At 51.8% G+C, this 15,726-nt stretch carries 13 protein-coding genes and 1 pseudogene; 12 read left to right on the forward strand and 2 right to left on the reverse strand.

The features are described from left to right. Positions 1–51: 51 nt before the first annotated feature. From AC0YOB_RS23765 to AC0YOB_RS23790, 6 genes and pseudogenes are all read left to right on the forward strand, one after another. Positions 52–942 carry an ABC transporter permease gene (locus AC0YOB_RS23765; protein ID WP_210045271.1) on the forward strand — a complete coding sequence of 297 codons (891 nt, stop codon included), beginning with the start codon at positions 52–54 and terminating at the stop codon, positions 940–942. Positions 943–1,005: 63 nt separating this feature from the next. Next, entirely contained in the window at positions 1,006–1,890 is an 885-nt protein-coding gene (locus AC0YOB_RS23770) for a carbohydrate ABC transporter permease (protein ID WP_210045297.1), read from the forward strand. A 284-nt stretch (positions 1,891–2,174) separates the two neighbouring features. Continuing rightward, positions 2,175–2,690: pseudogene (locus tag AC0YOB_RS23775) on the forward strand (phytanoyl-CoA dioxygenase family protein); the annotation flags it as partial. A gap of 213 nt (positions 2,691–2,903) precedes the next feature. Further along, the gene (locus AC0YOB_RS23780; protein ID WP_475794866.1) at positions 2,904–3,767 is read left to right on the forward strand and encodes a phytanoyl-CoA dioxygenase family protein; all 864 of its coding nucleotides are present in this window, start codon (positions 2,904–2,906) and stop codon (positions 3,765–3,767) included. A 45-nt stretch (positions 3,768–3,812) separates the two neighbouring features. Beyond that, positions 3,813–4,061, forward strand: a complete 249-nt coding sequence (locus tag AC0YOB_RS23785; RefSeq protein WP_475794867.1) for a hypothetical protein — start codon at positions 3,813–3,815, stop codon at positions 4,059–4,061. 131 nt (positions 4,062–4,192) lie between these two features. Beyond that, positions 4,193–5,446 carry an MFS transporter gene (locus AC0YOB_RS23790; RefSeq protein ID WP_475794868.1) on the forward strand — a complete coding sequence of 418 codons (1,254 nt, stop codon included), beginning with the start codon at positions 4,193–4,195 and terminating at the stop codon, positions 5,444–5,446. Positions 5,447–6,270: 824 nt separating this feature from the next. Here AC0YOB_RS23790 and AC0YOB_RS23795 read toward each other — a convergent pair. After that, positions 6,271–7,158 carry a TetR/AcrR family transcriptional regulator gene (locus tag AC0YOB_RS23795; RefSeq protein WP_475794869.1) on the reverse strand — a complete coding sequence of 296 codons (888 nt, stop codon included), beginning with the start codon at positions 7,156–7,158 and terminating at the stop codon, positions 6,271–6,273. Positions 7,159–7,269: 111 nt separating this feature from the next. On the opposite strand from AC0YOB_RS23795, the gene AC0YOB_RS23800 reads away from it, so the two are divergent. Together AC0YOB_RS23800 and AC0YOB_RS23805 are read left to right on the forward strand one after the other, a co-directional pair. Continuing rightward, the gene (locus AC0YOB_RS23800; protein WP_475794870.1) at positions 7,270–7,842 is read left to right on the forward strand and encodes a hydrolase; all 573 of its coding nucleotides are present in this window, start codon (positions 7,270–7,272) and stop codon (positions 7,840–7,842) included. 274 nt (positions 7,843–8,116) lie between these two features. Next, complete coding sequence (locus AC0YOB_RS23805; protein ID WP_475794871.1) at positions 8,117–9,574, forward strand: DHA2 family efflux MFS transporter permease subunit; 1,458 nt, start codon at positions 8,117–8,119, stop codon at positions 9,572–9,574. A gap of 180 nt (positions 9,575–9,754) precedes the next feature. Here the strand turns inward: AC0YOB_RS23805 and AC0YOB_RS23810 are convergent, their stop codons facing one another. Then, the gene (locus tag AC0YOB_RS23810; protein WP_475794872.1) at positions 9,755–10,672 is read right to left on the reverse strand and encodes a phosphotriesterase family protein; all 918 of its coding nucleotides are present in this window, start codon (positions 10,670–10,672) and stop codon (positions 9,755–9,757) included. A gap of 125 nt (positions 10,673–10,797) precedes the next feature. Between AC0YOB_RS23810 and AC0YOB_RS23815 the strand changes: the two genes are divergently transcribed. The 4 genes from AC0YOB_RS23815 to AC0YOB_RS23830 all read left to right on the forward strand — a co-directional run bounded on the left by AC0YOB_RS23815 (position 10,798) and on the right by AC0YOB_RS23830 (position 15,686). Then, on the forward strand, positions 10,798–11,736 hold the full coding sequence (locus AC0YOB_RS23815) for a M15 family metallopeptidase (protein ID WP_475794873.1): 939 nt from the start codon (positions 10,798–10,800) through the stop codon (positions 11,734–11,736). Between the two features lie 35 nt (positions 11,737–11,771). After that, complete coding sequence (locus tag AC0YOB_RS23820; protein ID WP_475794874.1) at positions 11,772–12,389, forward strand: NUDIX hydrolase; 618 nt, start codon at positions 11,772–11,774, stop codon at positions 12,387–12,389. Positions 12,390–12,774: 385 nt separating this feature from the next. Continuing rightward, entirely contained in the window at positions 12,775–13,932 is a 1,158-nt protein-coding gene (locus AC0YOB_RS23825; protein ID WP_475794875.1) for an ROK family transcriptional regulator, read from the forward strand. Between the two features lie 119 nt (positions 13,933–14,051). Next, positions 14,052–15,686: a glutathione ABC transporter substrate-binding protein gene (locus AC0YOB_RS23830; RefSeq protein ID WP_475794876.1), complete on the forward strand. Its 1,635-nt coding sequence runs from the start codon at positions 14,052–14,054 to the stop codon at positions 15,684–15,686. Positions 15,687–15,726: the final 40 nt, after the last annotated feature.

The following is a 15,726-nucleotide window of genomic DNA, read 5'->3' on the forward strand; positions in this document are numbered from 1 at the left end:
AAAAGCCTCCGGCACCAGGGGCCGATTTTACAGGATTGGAGTTGATCGATTATGCGCGCTCTGAAGCCGCAAACGCATTATCTGCTCATGCTGCTCCCCGGCATTGCGCTGCTGCTGATTTTCGAGACAACGCCGCTTCTGGGATCTGTTGTGGCGTTTATGAACTATTTTCCCGGCGTGCCCTTCAAGGATCAGGAATGGGTCGGACTGGAAAATTTCCGCTATATGTTCCAAATGAACGACAGTCTCATCATTTTCCGCAACACCATTATTCTTGCCAGTTTAAAAATTATTTTCAATCTTGTTGTGCCTCTTGTGTTTGCACTTTTGCTCAATGAAGTAAAAAATATTTTGTTCAAGCGTTGGGTGCAGACGATCGTCTACATGCCCCATTTTCTGTCCTGGGTTATCCTGGCAGGCATTCTGAGTGAAATTTTATCCTTGAACGGCAGCATTAACGTCGTTCTTCAGTGGTTTGGCATCGATCCGGTCCTGTTTCTGGGCAGCAACACCTGGTTTCCGGTCATTGTAGTCGGCAGCGACGTCTGGAAGGAGCTCGGCTTCAATCTGGTTATCTATCTGGCTGCGCTGACGGGCATTAATCCGGCGCTTTACGAAGCGGCCGAGGTGGACGGGGCAACCCGGATGCAGAAGATCTGGAATATTACGGTGCCGGGCGTTTCAACTACGGTCATTCTGCTGGCGACTCTGGGCATCGGCAATGTGCTGAATGCCGGATTCGACCAAGTATTCAATTTGTATAATCCGGCCGTCTATCAGACGGGCGATATCATCGATACCTATGTGTACAGGGCAGGACTTCTTGAGATGCAGTATTCGCTGGCAACGGCGATCGGGCTGCTCAAATCGGCGCTCAGCTTCATCCTGATCGTCATCGCCTACACATTGGCCAACAAATTCAGCGATTACCGGATTTTCTGACGGAGCGGAGGTGTAGATGTGTCAAATGAAAAAGCTTTGAGTTCCGCTCTGGTCCGTGAGGGAATGGTACGCGACCGGTCCTTCAGCGGACGGCTGGGCGACGGTATCATCATTGCGGTGCTGGCCGTTGTCTCGCTGCTGAGTATTGCGCCGATCTGGCATGCGCTTGCCCTGTCTTTCAGCAGCAGCGCCGCATCGAACGCCGGCCTGGTCGGATTATGGCCGGTTGATTTCAATCTGAGCTCCTATTCGACGGTTGTCGATGACAAAGCCTTTTTCCTCGCCTTCTGGGTATCCCTGAAGCGGGTGTTTCTCGGCGGAGCCGTAAATTTCATCATGACGATCCTGATCGCCTATCCCTTGTCGCGTCCAAAAGCGGAATTTAAGCTCCGCAATGTGTTCATGTGGTTTCTGGTATTTACGATGCTGTTCAAGAGCGGTCTGATTCCCATTTATCTGACGGTGCAGAGTCTGGGCCTTGTCAACTCCATCTGGTCGCTGGTGCTTCCGGTTGCCGTTCCTGTGTTCAACGTTATTCTGCTCATGAATTTCTTCCGGAGCATACCGAGGGAGCTGGATCAGGCGGCGAAGATGGATGGGGCGGGTCCCTGGTATACGTTGTACAGCATTTATATCCCGCTGTCGGTGCCGGCGCTGGCCACGATCACGCTGTTCAGTCTCGTGATGCATTGGAACAGCTTTCTGGACGGTCTGATCTTCATGAGCAAGACGGAGAATTACCCGCTCCAGACCTATATTCAGCAGCTTGTCGTGCAGGTGAATCTGGAGAACATGTCCGCCGAGGAAGCCGTCCGTATTGCGACTGTTTCCGACAAGACGCTGAATGCGGCGAAAATCATTATCTCCATGCTGCCGATTATTGCGGTTTATCCGTTCATCCAGCGTTATTTCATCCATGGCATCATGATCGGTTCCGTTAAGGAATAACCGGAACAATGTGGAAAATCATCCGTCATGCAGGATGCAGACCAGAGGCATGGCAGGATGATTGTCGCCTTCTATTGCGACAGAATTGCTCTTAACTATCTCTACTTACGCTATACAATATAGCTGTAAGCAAGCTGTAATCGAAATCCATCCAGTCGAAAGGGGAAATTCGAATGACCATCCGGCTATCGGACGAAGAAAGACAAGCACAATCCATCGGCGAAGACAAGCTCGAGCTTGCCGCCGCTCTTCTCCACATCCGGGGCTATGTCGTGTTGGACAATATGTTTCAACCCGACCGCCTTCAGACGCTGCAGGAAGCTGTCGGGCAGGCAAGGAAACAAACCGGCGGCAATGATGACGGCAATCCGCTTTCTCTGCCGGCGGCGGCGCCGTTCATTGATCCGGATATTGCGGAGAATCCATTGATGCTTGGTGTAATTGACCAGATAATCGGCGCAGACTGCGTGCTGCGCGTTATCGGAGCGGATATCCGCAAGCCCGGGGCGGCTGTATCTTCCGAGCTTGCTATCGAGTCAAAACCGCTGTTTCCCGAGACGGAGCATGTCCGCCTGCCGGCGCATAAGCTCCATGTCACGATTCCGCTCACGGATCTAAACGAAGGCAGCGGCGCTCCTGAGCTTTGGCCGGGAAGCCATGCGCAGCCGGAGCATATTGCGCGGCATTACTCGGAGGCTGTTATCCGGAAGCTGGCGGAGGGATCCCCGTCCGTGAAGGTCAATGTGCCTGCAGGCGCGGTTCTGATCTGCGACAGCAAGCTGTGGCACAGGGAATGCGCCAACGAAAGTGCGGAAGAGCAGGTCAGCCTGACTTTGACTTATCAGCGGTGGTGGGATATTACCAGTCCACGGCTTGTGATATCCGAAGCCCTCTACAGCGGCGCATCGGCAAGATTGAAACGCTTGTTCCGCTTTGAAGCATTGCCAGTCCGCAAGAAAGCCGAAATGGGCTCCTAAGGGCAGCCCCATCCCGCAACCGGAAGGAGATTCAAGATGAAAATCCAATTGTCTGAAGAGGAACGCAAGAATGGTCGGTTTGATCCCGACAAGCTGGAATTCGCGACAGCGCTGCTGCGGGCGAATGGCGCCATCATTGTCGAGGATGTGCTGGGACCCGAACGGACGGATGTGATCAACGAGAAATTCAGCCAGATTCTGGCGGAATTCGAGAAGAATTACAGCTACGGCGACGGCGAGTTCAACGCGCAGGGACAAACGAAAAACATGCGCATGGACCTGCCGTTTATGGCTCCTTTTATTGAGGAGGACGTGGTTGCCAATCCCTTCTTTCTGGACATTGCCGAGCAGATTCTGGGCGAGGATCTGACGCTTCGCTATCTGGCGTCGAACAATTCGATGCCTGGCGGCACGAAGAAGCAGCCGGTGCATTCCGATACGGGGCCGCTTTTCCCGGAGACGTATAATTTCACCACGCCGACGCACAGTCTGGTGCTTCACATTCCGATGTGCAATTTCACGGAGCTGAACGGAGCAACGGAATTTTATCCGGGAGGCACTCATCTGAATCCCGATCATATATTCAAGAATCCGAAGCTTATCCAGAAGCTCGGCGAAGTGATGCATTTCGAGCAGGCGATCATGCCCAAAGGCTCCTTCCTGATCCGGGACAAAAAAGTATGGCATCGCGGCTGCCCGAACCGGTCGGATCAACCGCGGGGCCTGTTCACCTTCATCTATCAGCGCGCCTGGGATTCCACCAGCGGAAGAATGCCGATTCCTAAGGATGTCTATGATTCCATGACTCCCCGCGTTCAGCAGTTGTTCCGCATGGAAGACATTGCGGAAGAATACACGCCGATGGACAATGTATACGGCTTGTACCACATCAAGGGGTAATAGCTGCCGATACCAGGGAGAACGATGCGAGGAGAGCGACGTACCATGAGCGATATCGTTCTCGGCCCGCCCGAAGAGTTCGTGGCGCTGCCGGCTAATATCGAGCTTGAGGGTTATCCTTACTACCTGATCTGGGAGCGGAGCCGTTACCGGCTTCTGCCCCGCACTTGTCCAAGGGCGCTGCTTGCGCGGCGCAGCGGTGCTGGAACGTCTTTTCAATGGCTTCATCCGGAGGCGGAACCATTCGCCGTCCTTGTAGCAGACGGTATGCTGAAGGCGCGTCGGATGGGATAATAAATCAAGAAAGCAGGCGGCCGGTTCGGATGGGCCGTCTGCTTTTTGACTTTAAGCATCTATATGCTTCACTCTATGCAAATCGGTTTATTGTATGTGGGATTCCAGGAATAGAAAGGACTTGCGCCGTGATGGATACCGACAGAAACAGACCAACCCCACCAACCGGCAAACTATCCGCAGATGCGCGGCTGACGCTGCTGCTGCAGGGCTTGTTCACCTTTGCCTACGTCATGTCAGGAACGTTCCTGAATCTATATCTGTGGCGGCTGACGGAAGATCTTTGGGTGAACGGCTTTTATAATTTTATCGTCTTCATCTCGACGGCGGTCAGCTTCCTGATCAGCGGCGGCTTCGCCAAGCGGTTCGGGAAAATGCCCGTGTTCCGAATCGGAATCGGTCTTTATACCGTATTCTACCTGTTCGTTGTTGCTGCCGGCACCCAGGTTGTCACCTATTACGAGTTGTTTGCGGTTTTTTTCGGAATCGCCAGCGGCCTGTATTGGATCGGCTTCTGGACGCTGACGTATGAAGTGTCGAACGACGGGAACAGGCTGCGTTTCATTGGCCTTAATTCCGTCGTTTCCACTGCCGCCAATCTGACTGCACCGCTTGTTTCTGCCGGAATCTTCCTTGTCATGCCCGGCTTGCATGGTTATCTGGTCATTTTTGCGCTGGCCTTTCTGTTCTATCTGGCTACGGCATTAATCAGCCACCGGATCCGCCATAAGGTGCCCAGCGCGAGGGAGAAACGGTATTACATCCGGCATATGACCATCGTATTCCGACGGAATAAAGCATGGCGCAAGGCCGTATTCGGCAATTTGCTGTTCGGAGCCCGCCAGGGCGTGCAGCTGCTGCTGCCTGTTCTGCTGCTTTATCAGACGTTCGGGGAGGAGGATCGGATCGGCCTGCTGAACGCGGTGCTGTCATTCTTCTCGATTCTCGCAAGCTATCTGTTCTCCCGGTTTGCCAAAGAAGCCCATATCCGCACCTGTCTGGCAGGCGGAGCTGTATTGACGACGGCGGGGGCCTGCCTGCTGATGACAGGCTTGTCTCCTGTTACGGTGGTCGGTTTTATGCTGGCGGGCGCAATCGGAAATCCGGTCATCCAGTCTTCTCTGGACGGCTATAATTACAAGCTGATCGGGGGGCTTCCCCTGCGGGGAGAGATGCGGATCGAAGCGCTGGTGCTGCGCGAGGTATGCTGGAATATCGGGCGTGCCTGCGCCATGATGCTGATGGTGCTGATCGCTGACGATCTGAGCGGCTTCCGTCTGTCGGCCGTCGTCGTGTTCATTATGGCGGCACAGCTGCTGCTCGCTGTTTTTGTGGAGAAGCCTGCACGCAGCACGAAGGAGCCAGCGGCATCGGCAGCGGGCTAGCCGGATTGTACACAACACAAGGGGAAGCATCGGCTGTAGCCTTCAACTAATAGCAGGACCGTCGATTTACCGCTCGAGGCAGTAGGGAAACCCGGAGAGATAACCGATGGATCGACGCTGAAGCAAGGATTTTCCGGCTTAGAGGGCCGAAACGGAGGCTGAATGGGGTGTAAGCCGATTTTTCCTTGTTGGGGCAGCTGATAGAGTGTGAGGATAGCCGGATCGACGCTGCAGCAAGGATTTTCCGGCTTAGAGGGCCGATACGGAGGCTGAATGGGGTGTAATCCGATTTTTCCTTGTTGGGGCAGCTGATAGAGTGTGAGGACAGCCGGATCGACGCTGCAGCAAGGATTTTCCGGCTTAGAGGGCCGATACGGAGGCTGAATGGGGTGTAAGCCGATTTTTCCTTGTTGGGGCAGCTGATAGAGTGTGAGGATAGCCGGATCGACGCTGCAGCAAGGATTTTCCGGCTTAGAGGGCCGATACGGAGGCTGAATGGGGTGTAATCCGATTTTTCCTTGTTGGGGCAGCTGATAGAGTGTGAGGACAGCCGGATCGACGCTGCAGCAAGGATTTTCCGGCTTAGAAGGCCGATACGGAGGCTGAATGGGGTGTAAGCCGGTTTTTCCTTGCTGGAGTCCCGGGGCAGCCGTTAGAGCATGGCGGAATCGGATAGGTGCAGCAGGAGCAGGGATTTTCGGTTCAAAAACCCTCCATTCCTCAATTTTGTCTCAACGGATTCCGGATGCCCAGCCTATCGTCTATCCGGATTCCGGGTATGGAATTCTTTTTCAATATGCAGTTGGTTTAACAAGCATGTCTCCTTATTTCTCAAATAAAAGGACATTCCTTAATTGGATGACGAGGCTCTTGAACTCGTATTCCTTCTCCAGATAAGCCAGCAGCGCTTGAATGAGCGGAGCGTTGGGAGTATGCTTTCCTATCTCCGCTCTGAACAAGCCCAGAATCTCCTGAAGCTCCTGCCGGTATGCGTTTCCGGATGGCAGCTCGTTGATCAGCAGGCTGATATCTTCACAAATTTTTGCAATCATCTGCTCCTTATCCTCGATTTGGCCATCCATCCCGCGGTTCATATATTTCACAATCATCGTTTCTTTTAGCACCGGCTTTGGCTGGGCAAGCACGATATGTTCGACCAAAGCATCCAATCGATCGATGATCAATGAGGCTGTTTCCTCGACGGAAATCGGTATCCCGCTCTGAATAATCCAGTTCAAATATTCCTTCAGAATGGCCTTGTACAAGGTGACCAGATCCCAAATATGAGATTCAATGAGCTGTCCGTACGTATTCAACATGCGTTCTTTATGCCAATTCAGCAATCTCACTCGTACACGAAGACGCAGCGGGACGAATTTGGCGTTTTGCTGGATGGGCAGCTCTTTAAAATCAACGAGCACAAACTTGTGCTTCATAAAATATTGGAGTTGAAAAATGGTCTGGCGCAGCATCAGTTCTTTCGGAGAATGTCCGTAAACAAGCTTGAGCTCCTCTACCTGTTCAAAAAAGACTTGCTGGCATTGATCGAAGACATCATTAAATAGATCCTCCTTGGAAGGGAAATACTTATAGACGGAGCCTTTGGCAATTTGGCAATCATCCGCAATGTCCTGAATGGAGGTCGAAGGAAACCCGCGCTCCGAGAAAAGCCTTGAAGCCGAGCTGATAATTTCATGCTTGGTTACAATCATAATTACCATGTCCCCTCACTTGACAACTGTATGACCAATAGTACAAAATAATGAACATCGAGTCAACACGGTCTATGGTTCATAATCATTATTCGTAAGGAGTGAGCGGCAATGGAACCATTATTCAATTGGGAATCAACCGCGCTGATCGTCATCGATCTGCAGAAGGGTGTTGTAAGCGGCAATTATGCCCCGTACTCCGGGGAGCAGGTAGCTGAAAAGGCCAAAGCGCTGGTCGACGTTTTTCGGGAAAAAGGATCGTTCGTCGGTCTGGTGCGGGTATCCAGCCGGGATGGGAAAGACATGCTGAGCCCTAAGGTGGATGCGGCGCCGCCTCAAAGAGTCCGTGCGGAGGATTGGGATGAAATCATCCCCGAGATTGGTGTAACCGATACTGACCATGTGATTTCGAAGAAACAGTGGGGCGCATTTTATGGCACGGATCTTGATTTGCAGCTGCGCCGCCGCAGGCTGGATACAATCGTATTATGCGGCATTGCCTCCGGCATCGGGGTGGATACGACTGCCCGGGAAGCATTTCAGCATGGCTACCAGCTTATTTTTGCCAGTGATGCCATATCCGGTCTTACCCGGAACGAGCATGATTATGTCATGAGTGCGATCTTTCCGCGCATCGGACGGATTCGGACAACGGAAGAAATTGTGCAATCCGCCAATAGATGAAAAGACGAATGCCCCGAAGGCGCCTGAACCTTCCGGGCTTTTTTGAAATATAAGAAAGTATAAAATACCTCCATACTTTGCTTATATTTCTGTGGGAAGAAACTTGGCTGCGCCGCCAAAGGGACGGCGACAGCCGTTTCTTCTTGAAATATAAGAAAGTATAAAATACCTCCATACTTTGCTTATATTTCTGTGGGAAGAAACTTGGCTGCGCCGCCAAAGGGATGGCGACAGCCGTTTCTTCTCGGCCTTTTTACGAAGGAGACAATGGTTAATGAAAATATTTGAGCGCTTTCGTTCCGATGACTATTATCCCTGGCTGGTGCTGACTGTAACCAGTCTTGGCGTATTTCTTGTCATTATCAACATCGGCACGCTTAACGTCGCGTTACCGGAAGTAAGCAGGCATTTTCATGCGGACGCCTTCACCTCCAGCTGGATTCTGCTGTCCTATATGCTGGTCAATACGATTTTGATCTTGATCTTCGGGCAAATATCGGATATTTTCGGGCGAACGAAGCTGTATCTGACCGGTATGACCATATTTACCATATCCAGCTTTGCGATAGGGTTCTCTCCCAACGCAGGCATATTAATTATGTTCAGAGTGATTCAAGCGGTAGGCGGAGCCATCGTGATTACCAACACGACAGCGCTGATTACAGATGTATTTCCCAAAGCCAAGCTTGGAACGGGTCTCAGTATCAATATTTTGATAGCCTCTTCGGCGCAGTTGTTAGGACCGGTGCTGGGTGGAGTGGTTGCCGCAACGTGGGGGTGGCAGTGGGTATTCTGGTTCAATGTGCCGATCGGGCTGGTGGCGCTGGTTTGGGGAGCTTTTGTTCTACGCCGCACCCCGGTGGCGCGGTCGCAGGAAAAGATTGATTTGTGGGGCGGAGCCCTGGTTTTTGTGGCGCTGGGCGGTCTGGTTATCGCTTTGTCGGAAAGCTCCGAATTAGGCTGGGGAAGCGGAATCGTACTCGGAGGCATCATTCTGTTTGTTATATTCACGCCCTTGTTCATCTGGCATGAGAGGCGTACTGCTTGGCCCGTCCTTGATCTGGGATTGTTTAAGAATCGCGGTTTCGCAATGGCGAATGTGGCGACATTCCTCAATTCCTTTTCCCGTTCGGCTGTTGTTCTGTTATTTGCGCTGTTCTTTCAATTCGCCTATAGGCTCAATGCTTTCGAAGCGGGCTTGAGAGTGCTGCCGGTAACGGTGGGGATGTTTCTCATTTCCCCGGTTGCCGGAATGCTGACCCGCAGAGTCAGCGTCCGTGTGCTGGCCTCGTCGGGCATCATTTTATCGCTGATCGGGCTGTTGCTGCTGTTTGGCGTTCTGGAGGCTGGGCAGTCTTACCCGGTGCTGGCATGCGGCATGCTGCTTATTGGAATGGGGACCGGTTTGTTCATGACGCCCAATACGACGGTGATCATGTCCTCTGTTCCCGACAACAGGCGGGGCGTCGCCAACGGGCTCCGCTCGATGCTCAATAATATGGGACAGGTGCTGAGCACGGCCGTATCCTTGATGATTGTTGGTCTGGCATTGCCGCCAAGACTGAAGGATGTGCTGTATGCCGGCTCCGATGCCGTTCTGAACCGGACGGATCTGCAGCTCATTATCCGCGGCTATCAATGGGCGCTCATAGCTTTGGCGGCCGCTACAATACTTGCGCTGGCCGCTTCGCTGTTAAGGGAAGGCAGAGTGCAGCAGATTAAAGCGAATTGAAGAAAAATAGACTTCCGAAAAGAACCTCCGCCCCCACCAAGCAGTGGGTTCGGAGGTTCTTTTTTGGGAGATTATTGGGACTGACTCATCCGTACGAACATTATTGGGACAGCCCTATTAAAATATTTCATCCCCGTCATTATATATGCATGCGATGGGCAGCATTCCGCCGCTGAGTTGTCAGTCCCGCCGGCTCATGGCCTGAAACGGATGGCGGGTGACGCATTGCTCCAGCCACTGCGCATCCAGGCCGTTTGCTGCCGCAAAGGGGATAAATTCCGTCAACAAGCGGTGATAAGGATTTAACGTCCCGCCGCCCTCCTCTCCCACCGTGTACCAGCCCGTATCCTGAGACAACAAAATCCGATCTCCGGCGCCATGTTCGATCAGCTGCCGCAGAAGCCCGGCATGCTTCTCATATGTGCCCGGCAGGATCGAGTCGATGGAGATCCACATGCCTGCTTCCGCAAGCTTCCGATGGATGGTCAAATCGGTGCAGGTTTGGGCATGCACCCAGATGAACCGTTCCCGCTCAAAATCGGCCTGCTTCATGATTTCGTCCGCATGGAGGGCGGTGTCTCCGCCAATGGTATGGCATTGAATGGGCAGGCCGGTCTCCTGCGAAGTGCGAATGGCTGCGCGCAGGATCTTCTCCTGCGTGTCATTGATGGCTGTTCCGTCATTGAGCGCAATCTTGATAAAGCCGGGATATACGCCGCTGTCTCCGATGCCGTCCTTGGCCTCCCGTATCCAGAGAGCGGCCAATTCCCCTTCGTCCGCTTCATAAGCGTAAGCCGGCAAATAGGGGCTTTTGTATAAACCGGTGTTCGTTATGATGTGCATTCCCGATTGTTCCGCGAGTGCCTTCAGTATGTAAGGATCCCGCCCCAGATATTGAGGAGCGCAGTCCACAAAAGTGGAGCAGCCGCTTTCTTTGAGCTTCAGGAGGAGGGGGAGGATGCTTGCAATGACCTCCTCATTATCATAATCGGACGGCTTGAGCTTCCCGTCCCCGACAAATCCGACCATTACATGCTCATGCACGAGAATGCGACCTGCAGCTTGTTCATCGATGGAACCGGTTACCGTTTGAAGCATCGACAACACTCCTCCGCATCATTTGATACCTATGATTATACCCGATTATATTAACCGGAATATAGTATAATTGTAGCATGCTTGATAATGATTTGAGCAGAAGTTATGCGAAGGAGGCTTATGAATTGAACAGATTTCCTGGGATAAGAATGCGGATGACAGGGATCATGATTTTATGTCTCATGATGGTGTTGTTGTCCGCATGCGCGGTCAATACGCCCGGGAGCAGGCAGCAGGCGGCGAAGCCGGATCCCGGGATGCAGATAGAGCAGAAGGCGGAAGTGCCGCCGCCCGATCAGAAGAATCCTGCAAAATCTGCCCTGCCGGTTCACGAGGCAGAACCGGAGAAGAGTCCCGCAAGCGGAGCAGCCATCCAACCTGTTGCCCAAGAGACGCAAGCTGCGGACAAAAAGGATGCGGACAAGCAGCAGCCACCGGCGATTGCGAAGAAACGGAATTTGCCCAAAGGTTTTGTCTATCTGGATGAGGCGATCCCCTCCGCACAATTCGATATCCGCTATTATGGAGATTATAATTTTATCGGGAAACGAATCGACGGCTATAATGCGCCGTTTGCGATCATGTCGGCAGAGGCGGCCAATGCGCTGAAGGCGGTCGGCAAGGATTTGGCTGCCCAGGGCTATTTGCTCAAAATCTTCGACGCCTACCGGCCGCAGAAGGCCGTGAATTATTTTGCGAGCTGGTCCAAAGACACCAAGGACGTCAAGATGAAGAAGATTTTCTACCCGGAAGTGGAGAAAAAGGATCTGTTCAAAGGCTATCTGGCAAAAAAATCGGGCCATTCCCGGGGCAGCACCGTTGATTTGACGATCGTCAACGCGAAGACGGGAAAGGAAATCGACATGGGGAGCGGGTTTGATTTCCTGGGACCTGTCTCCACGCATGGGACGAAGAAGATCACGGCTGCGCAGACCCACAACCGCAATGTGCTGAAGAATGCGATGATCAAGGGGGGCTTCGAGCCTTACAGCAAGGAGTGGTGGCATTACACGCTGAAGAAAGAGCCTTATCCGAAGAAGTATTTTGATTTTGATGTGGAATAACGCCATCATACCTTACCCGAAAGGAGTGAATGCCGATGCAGCTGAAGTGGCTGGAATGGGCCAAGCAGATCCAGGCCATAAGCCAGGCTGGACTTGCTTATTCCAAGGATATTTATGATCTGGACCGGTTTGAGCAGTTGCGGACATTAAGCATCGAAATTCTCAATTCGTATACCGGCGTGGAGACAGAGAAGATAAGAGAGCTGTTCGCAAGCGAGACGGGATACGCCACTCCGAAGGTGGATATACGCGGCGTGATTTTTCGTGATGACAAGCTGTTATTCGTAAAAGAGCGCATAGACGGGGCATGGGCATTGCCGGGCGGATGGGCGGATATCGGCTTGTCGCCGAAGGAAGTGGCTGTCAAAGAAGCGAAGGAAGAATCCGGCTATGACGTGCTGCCCGTGCGGCTGCTGGGAATCGTGGACAAGAAATTTCACGATCATCCGCCATCACCTTCGCATGTATATAAGATTTTTATACAGTGCGAGATTATTGGCGGCGAAGCGCAGGCAAGCATGGAGACTCTGGATGTTGGATTCTTTGGGGAGCATGAGCTGCCGGAGTTATCCACGGACCGCAATACGGAGAAGCAAATCCGCAGGCTGTTCGAATTGTGTCGTACGGGAAGCGGGGAAATCATGTTCGATTAGGGAACCTGTTCCAGTTAATAAAGCTTTAAGAAAAGCCTGTCGGCCCTGGCAGGCTTTTTTGCGTCACCTCGGACGGTCATTTGCGTCATATTCATGTGACATATATGAAAGCGTTGTACCTCAATAAACAAATGAGATTTTGGATTTAAGGATGAGTTGAATAATCTGTTCTTCCACCAAAATTCGGATAAACTCAAACAATTTTATGTCATCTATGTTGACACGATTAAGATATTCTTTTATATTATTAATATCACTGGAGAATATAAAAGATTGATAGAGTCAATTTTCTTGATAACATCATAAAATTTTCTTGTTATACCCAAATTACAGTAATTTTTCTTTCTATTTAATCCAATGGAGAAAATAAAGAGGGGATCCAGCCTTGAAGAAACATGATCAGGATTTCATGAAACGGCAGAATCGGCTGACGGTTTTTGAAATTATCAAAAACCAGGCTCCCCTCTCACGGGCTGCCATTGCCAAACAAACCGGAATGAGCGCAACAACGGTAAGCCGCATTGTCGGAGAACTGGCCGATCAGGGATATATTCTGGAATCCGATCAGGTGTCGGTTGGGCTGGGCCGCAAATCAACGCTTCTCGGCATCGCAGACACCTCCGTCCTGTCGGTCGGCGTTGAGCTGGACAGCCATCAGATGAATATCGGCATTGTCGATATTCAAGGGAATATCGTATGCAGCAGCAAATACGCCCGTACCAGCGACGAGAAGCCGGATGTTACCCTCATGCGGATCAGTGAGGCCATCCATGATCTTATGGAACAACACGGAATTGATAAAACCCGCGCAGTCGGAATCGGAATGGGACTTCCCGGCATTGTCAACAACCAGACAGGGATCGTTGTTTTCTCGGTTCAGCTCGGCTGGAAGAACGTGCAGCTGGCAGAGCGCTTGAAGGAGCTCACCGGCTACGAAGTTGCGGTGGATAACGAACTGAAGGTCAAGGCGCTGGCCGAGCATCTGAAAGGAGCCGCCATCGGCTCCAGACGCACGGCGCTGCTCGGTTTTGGCAATGGCGTTGGCTCTGCGCTTATTCTTGAGGGCGAGATATACCGCGGGGAAACAAACAGCGCGGGTGAAATCGGCCATACGACCATTGACCCGAGCGGCATGATGTGCGAGTGCGGCAAAGCGGGCTGCCTGCAAACCTACATTAATATCAGCTCGCTTCTATCCGAAGCCAACAAAATCAGACCGATTGCGACGATTGAGGAGCTGTTCGCAGCGAGGCAGGCGGGCGAGGGATGGGCGAAATATTTGATAGAGCGGGCTTTGCAGTACATCGCCATTACGGTTAACAACGTCGTATGCATGTATAACCCGGACAGCGTCATCCTGAGCGGCGAGCTGGTGGACAAGTTTCCCGCCATCTACGAAGAGGTGGAGGAGCTGTGCACGAAGGAGATCGTATGGGAACCGCTTCGGGGATCATTCCGCATCTTCCGCTCCGAGCTGAATGAACGGGGTGTCATGATTGGCTCCGGGTTGCTCTCGCAGATGAAGTTCTTCAAGCTTGATTAGCGAAATCCGTCATTTTTCCTGCTTCAATCAAGAATATTCTTCAGACCTGCCATTCCTTGGCGCTGCACGGTGTGAAGCGATTCTATAGATCAAATATTTCTTTGGGGAGTTGGATAAACATGAGGTTTAAAGGTAAAAGTTGGTCTTTGATCATGCTGCTTATTATCGTTGCAGTTGTCGTGTCGGCTTGCGGAGGCAATAACAGCAATAACGGCGGTACAGAGAATACAGGGAATGCCGCGAATACGGGAAACACGGCTGCGGATACAGCAGAACAGCCGGCGGCCACGAAAGACGGCAATGATATTGTCATAGCGGTTAACGCCAACTTTATTACACTCGATCCCCATAATACGAGCGATACGCTGTCCATCAGCGGCTCGAGATCGATTTATGAAGGCTTGATGGGCTTTGACGAAAATATGGCCCTGGTCCCGGCCTTGGCCGACAGCTACAAAATAAGCGATGACGGTCTTACTTACACCTTCACGCTGCATGAGAATGTGAAGTTCCAGGATGGAACGGACTTCAACGCGGATGCGGTCAAGATTAATATTGAACGCATTCTGGATGAGAAGAACAACTTGAGAATGCGCAAAAGCTTCACGAAGGTTTCCAAAATTGAAACGCCTGATGCAAAAACAGTGGTCATCACACTGAGCGAGCCGTACAATGCCTTCTTGAACAAAATGGCGATGGCGCTGATGATCAGCCCTGCCGCGCTGGAGAAGTCCGGCGATAAAATCGGCCAAAATCCGGTTGGCACAGGTCCCTTCAAAATGAAAGAATGGGTGCAGGGCGACCGCCTGGTCGTAGAAAAGAATGCCGACTACTGGCAGGAAGGACTTCCTAAGGTAGACAGCATTACATTCAAGCCGGTACCGGAGAACGGTTCGCGTATCGCGATGCTCAAAACGGGTGAGGCCGATTTCATCTACCCGATGCCGACGGAGCAGGTCGCCGAGGTTGAAGGCAAAGATGGCATCGTAGTGGATAAAGCCGATTCCACGATTGTCCGCTATATTACATTAAACACGTTGAAAGCTCCCTATGATGACGTGAAGATACGTCAAGCCATTAACTATGCGATCGATAAGGATGCTTATATTAAAGTCGTCAAATCGGGTCTTGCCACAAAGCTGGATTCCACCATGTCATCCAAAACGCAATATTATGCACAGCAAACGGGCTATGACTACGATATCGAAAAAGCGAAGTCGCTGCTTGCGGATGCGGGTTATCCGGACGGCTTCGAAGCGGAAATCTGGGGCGAGAATGATTCCGAATCCGTAAAAGGCATGCAGTTCATTCAACAGCAGCTGGCGCTGGCAGGAATCAAGCTGGAAGTGAAGTCGCTGGAAGGCGCGACATTGTCCGACCAAATCAACTCCGCTGCAACGCCTGAGGACGCCAAAATTCAAATGTGGTACGTAAGCTGGTCGCCATCCTCCGGCGATGCCGACGGCGCGACAAGAGGTTTGTTCAGCAGTGATATGTTCCCTCCTGCAGGCTCGAACACGGCTTACTACAAAAACGACAACGTAGATAAATGGATTGAGGAAGCCAATAAGGCGACAGATCCGGAGAAGGCGAAAGCCATCTACGGCGACATCCAAAAAACGATCTGGGAAGATGCGCCTTGGGCGTTCCTGGGCGTCGATCAAACGATTACCGGCAAGAAATCCTATGTAGACGGCGTTAAGGTATATCCGGACGGCTCCATTAACGTGAAAAATGCCGAAATCAAAAAGTAATGCAACTTGGCTTTAAAAGTCTGGTGAGTAACTGGCGGAG

The organism is Paenibacillus sp. JT31N17, from assembly GCF_056269255.1.

Bases quoted from the DNA above. Each gene is read 5' to 3' on its own strand.
- AC0YOB_RS23805 (WP_475794871.1), top strand. From the start codon at position 8,117: ATGAAAATATTTGAGCGCTTTCGTTCCGATGACTATTATCCCTGGCTG.
- AC0YOB_RS23820 (WP_475794874.1), top strand. From the start codon at position 11,772: ATGCAGCTGAAGTGGCTGGAATGGGCCAAGCAGATCCAGGCCATAAGC.
- AC0YOB_RS23785 (WP_475794867.1), top strand. From the start codon at position 3,813: ATGAGCGATATCGTTCTCGGCCCGCCCGAAGAGTTCGTGGCGCTGCCG.
- AC0YOB_RS23800 (WP_475794870.1), top strand. From the start codon at position 7,270: ATGGAACCATTATTCAATTGGGAATCAACCGCGCTGATCGTCATCGAT.
- AC0YOB_RS23780 (WP_475794866.1), top strand. From the start codon at position 2,904: ATGAAAATCCAATTGTCTGAAGAGGAACGCAAGAATGGTCGGTTTGAT.
- AC0YOB_RS23795 (WP_475794869.1), bottom strand. From the start codon at position 7,158: ATGATTGTAACCAAGCATGAAATTATCAGCTCGGCTTCAAGGCTTTTC.
- AC0YOB_RS23810 (WP_475794872.1), bottom strand. From the start codon at position 10,672: ATGCTTCAAACGGTAACCGGTTCCATCGATGAACAAGCTGCAGGTCGC.
- AC0YOB_RS23830 (WP_475794876.1), top strand. From the start codon at position 14,052: ATGAGGTTTAAAGGTAAAAGTTGGTCTTTGATCATGCTGCTTATTATC.
- AC0YOB_RS23770 (WP_210045297.1), top strand. From the start codon at position 1,006: ATGGTACGCGACCGGTCCTTCAGCGGACGGCTGGGCGACGGTATCATC.
- AC0YOB_RS23790 (WP_475794868.1), top strand. From the start codon at position 4,193: ATGGATACCGACAGAAACAGACCAACCCCACCAACCGGCAAACTATCC.
- AC0YOB_RS23765 (WP_210045271.1), top strand. From the start codon at position 52: ATGCGCGCTCTGAAGCCGCAAACGCATTATCTGCTCATGCTGCTCCCC.